1 protein-coding gene is annotated in these 584 nt (G+C 38.0%); it reads left to right on the top strand.

Annotated elements, in window-relative coordinates; translation table 11 throughout:
- Positions 1–554 (top strand): DUF262 domain-containing protein (locus IAQ59_RS22120; protein WP_209333024.1); only part of this gene is annotated, 554 nt, incomplete at its 5' end.
- Positions 555–584: the final 30 nt, after the last annotated feature.

Raw genomic sequence — 584 nt, 5'->3', positions numbered from 1 at the left:
AAGCCAACGAACTCCAAATAGTCAAATTTTTAAAATCTCCTGACGTGCAGTTTGTTATTCCGATTTATCAGCGGAATTACGATTGGACCATTACTGAGTGTCGGGAATTGTTGAAGGATATTATCCAAGTAGTAGATGAAAAGAGGGTTTCCCATTTTGTCGGTAGCATTGTTTTTATCCACGATGGAGTCTATAGTACAAGCGATGAGGTAAAGGAATTGGTGATTATCGATGGTCAGCAAAGGCTGACTACCATCAATATCTTGATTGCTGCGCTTTACCGGTTTGCCAAAGAAAATTTATCCCCCCAAGAATCGGAGAAGCTTTACAATATGTTTTTGGTCAATCAATACGTCCAAAAAGAAAGCTACAAACTCAAGCTAAAGCAAACTGACCGGAACGCCACGGCTTTCAAAGCTATACTCCTGGGAAATGAAAAGTCAATTGATGAATACTCTAATGTTAAGGAGAATTATAATTTCTTCCTACTGTCATCCGACAAAAACACTGCGTGTTTTTGGTCATCTTTAAAAAATACAATAGCGAGGTTTTGACACCTCGCTAAAATTTATGATGTTTGAAGT

The organism is Lunatimonas salinarum (assembly GCF_017811155.1).
Taxonomy (GTDB): domain Bacteria; phylum Bacteroidota; class Bacteroidia; order Cytophagales; family Cyclobacteriaceae; genus Lunatimonas; species Lunatimonas salinarum.
Note: the sequence above shows the minus strand (reverse complement) of the source record. Positions and strands in the feature narration are given on the sequence as shown.